At 68.7% G+C, this 3061-nt stretch carries 1 protein-coding gene and 3 pseudogenes; all 4 read left to right on the top strand.

Going from position 1 to position 3061, the window contains the following annotated elements:
• Positions 1-73: 73 nt before the first annotated feature.
• Positions 74-401: pseudogene (locus ACWNCF_RS02755) on the top strand (2Fe-2S iron-sulfur cluster-binding protein); the annotation flags it as partial.
• Positions 398-1354: pseudogene (locus ACWNCF_RS02750) on the top strand (FAD binding domain-containing protein). The pseudogenes ACWNCF_RS02755 and ACWNCF_RS02750, both read left to right, overlap by 4 nt.
• Positions 1355-1364: 10 nt before the next feature.
• Positions 1365-2254: pseudogene (locus tag ACWNCF_RS02745) on the top strand (molybdopterin cofactor-binding domain-containing protein); the annotation flags it as partial.
• Positions 2255-2455: 201 nt separating this feature from the next.
• Positions 2456-2815, top strand: a complete 360-nt coding sequence (locus ACWNCF_RS02740) for a hypothetical protein (RefSeq protein WP_449405930.1) — start codon at positions 2456-2458, stop codon at positions 2813-2815.
• The last annotated feature ends 246 nt before the right edge of the window (positions 2816-3061 follow it).

Raw genomic sequence — 3061 nt, 5'->3', positions numbered from 1 at the left:
TGTAACCTACTTCGTTCAGTTACGTATTGCTAAGGTTAAAACGGAGGAGTTAGTTGGATGATCCAGCACCTGTCACGAAGGCGCCGAGATCACGACCATCGAGGGCCTCGGCACGCCGCGGAAGCTGCATCCGCTGCAGGCCGCATTCGTCGAAGCACGGCGGCTACCAGTGCGGCTACTGCACGCCGGGCCAGATCTGCTCGGCCGTGGCGGCGCTCGATGAGCTGCGGCACGGCATCCCGAGCCACGTCAGCCCCGACCTGGGCGCGCAGCCGCTGCTGTCGCCCATCGAGCTGCGCGAACGCATGAGCGGGAACATCTGCCGCTGCGGCGCGTATTCGAACATCATCGATGCGATCACGGAAGTCGCCGGCGCCGCCGGCAAGGGAGAACCGGCATGAAGGCGTTCACCTACCAGCGCGTCGCTACTCCCGCCGAAGCGGCAGCGGCGGCCGCGCGCCAGCCGGGATCGCGCTTCATCGCCGGCGGCACCAATCTGCTCGATTTGATGAAGCTGGAAATCGAGACGCCGGCCCACCTCATCGACGTCAACGGCACGGGCCTCGACCGTATCGAGCCGACGCCGGACGGCGGCCTGCGCGTGGGCGCGCTCGTGCGCAACACCGACCTCGCGGCCGACATGCGCGTGCGGCGCGACTACGCCGTGCTGGCGCGCGCGCTGCTCGCGGGTGCGTCGCCCCAGTTGCGCAACAAGGCGACGACGGCCGGCAACCTGCTGCAGCGCACCCGCTGCTCGTATTTCTACGACACGAACCAGGCGTGCAACAAGCGCAAGCCGGGCAGCGGCTGCGCCGCGATCGGCAGCTACGCGCGGCCAGCTGGCCATCGTCGGCCACAGCGAAGCGTGCATCGCGACGCATCCGAGCGATATGGCCGTGGCGATGCAGTTGCTGGACGTGGGCGTGGAAACGGTGCGGCCGGACGGCACGGCGCGGCACGATTCCCATCGCCGACTTCTACCGCCTGCCGGGCGCCACGCCGCACATCGAGAACACGCTCGCGCCGGGTGAACTGATCACGCGCGGTCGCGCTGCCGAAACCCTTGGGCGGCAAGCACTATTACCACAAGGTGCGCGACCGCTCGTCGTACGCGTTCGCGCTGGTGGCCGTCGCCACCGTCGTGCAGGCGGACGGCAGCGGACGCGTGGCGCTGGGCGGCGTCGCGCACCGGCCGTGGCGCGTGCCGGCGGCGGAAAGCGCCATGCCGCAGGGCGCCAAAGCCGTCACCGACCAGCTGCTGGCGGGTGTGCGGGTCACGACCGACAACGCGTTCAAGGTCCCGCTGGTCCAGCGCACGCTGGCCGCCGTGCTGGCCGATGCGCGCAAGGCATGAGGAGCGAGCCATGAAATTCACGACACCCGCCACGACCAATCCCATCGACCGCCTGCAGGTGGTCGGCAGGCCGACCGACCGCATCGACGGTCCGTTCAAGACGACCGGCACGGCGACTTACGCCTACGAGCAGCACAAGGCGGCGCCGAACGCCGCCTATGGCTGGGTCGTCGGGGCCGCCATCGCCAAAGGGCGCATCACGAAGATCGACACGGCCGCCGCGCGCGCAGCGCCGGGCGTGATCGCCGTCGTCACGCACGAGAACGCGGGCAAGCTGGGGAAGGGGGACAAGAACACGGCCCGCCTGCTGGCCGGCCCCGACGTCCAGCATTATCACCAGGCGGTCGCCGTCGTCGTCGCCGAGACGTTCGAGGAGGCGCGCGCCGCGGCGAGCCTCGTGCGGGTCGACTATGCGCCCCAACATGGCGTGTACGACCTCGAGGCGGCGATGAACGCGGCCGGCCCCGCCGGCAAGCAGAAGGACAAGTCGACGACGAAGGTGGGCGACTTCGACAAGGCGTTCGCCACGGCGCCCGTCAGGCTGGACGCCGTCTACAAGACCCCGGACCAGACCCACGCGATGATGGAACCGCATGCGTCGCTCGCCGTGTGGGAAGGCGAGAAGCTCACCTTGTACACGTCGAACCAGATGATCCACTGGGGCGTGCAGGACATGGCGAAGACGCTGGGCATCCCGGAGCACGACGTGCGTGCTCGTTCTCGCCCTACATCGGCGGCGGCTTCGGGGGCAAGCTGTTCCTCCGCTCCGAGGCGCTGATGGCGGCGCTGGGCGCGAAGGCGGCCGGGCGGCCCGTGAAGGTGACGCTGCAGCGCGCGCTCATGATGAACAACACGACGCACCGGCCGGCGACGATCCAGCACATCCGCATCGGCGCCTCGGCGGGCTTGCCCCGAAGGCACCGCGCCGATGTGGGCGAAAGCCGCACGTCTCGGAATCTCCGCATCTCCGCCATGTCCTGCACGCCCAGTGGATCATCTCATTCAAGAACGTGTACGAGGTGAGCTTCTGCGCCTTCCCACACGGCGAGCGACGCATGGCCGGGTCTGGTGCGGGTATTGTAGACGGCGTCCAGCCTGACAGTGGCGAACGCTAGTCGGCCCGCCTTCGTCGTCGAGCTTGTCCTTCTTCTCTTGCCGCAGGCACCACGTCGTCGCCGCCTCGAGGTCGTACACGCCATGTTGGGGCGCCGTAGTCGATTCGCACGAGGCTCCGCCGCGGCGCGCGCCTCTGGAAGCCTCGGCGACGACGACGGCGACCGCCTGGTGATAATGCTGGACGTGAGCAGGCCAGCAGGCGGGCCGTGTTCTTGTCCCCCTTCCAGCTTGCCCGCGTTCTCGTGCGTGACGACGGCGATCGCGCCCGGCGCTGCGCGCGCAGCAGCCGTGTCGATCTTCGTGATGCGCCCTTTGGCGATGGCGGCCCCGACGACCCAGCCATAGGCGGCATTCGGCGCCGCCTGTGCTGCTCGTAGGCAACGTCGGCCGCTGCATCATCTTGAAAACGACCGTCGATGCGGTCGGTCGGCCTGCCGACCTGCAGGCGGTCGATGGGATTGGTCGTGGCGGTGTGTCGTGAATTTCATGGCTCGCTCCTCATGCCTTGCACATCGGCCGCACGGCGGCCAGCCGTACGGCCCGCGGGACCTTGAACGCGTTGTCGGTGGTTGACCCGCACACCACCACATG

The sequence above is a fragment of the Massilia phosphatilytica genome, assembly GCF_977014125.1.
This window is presented reverse-complemented; position numbering and strand designations above follow the sequence as displayed.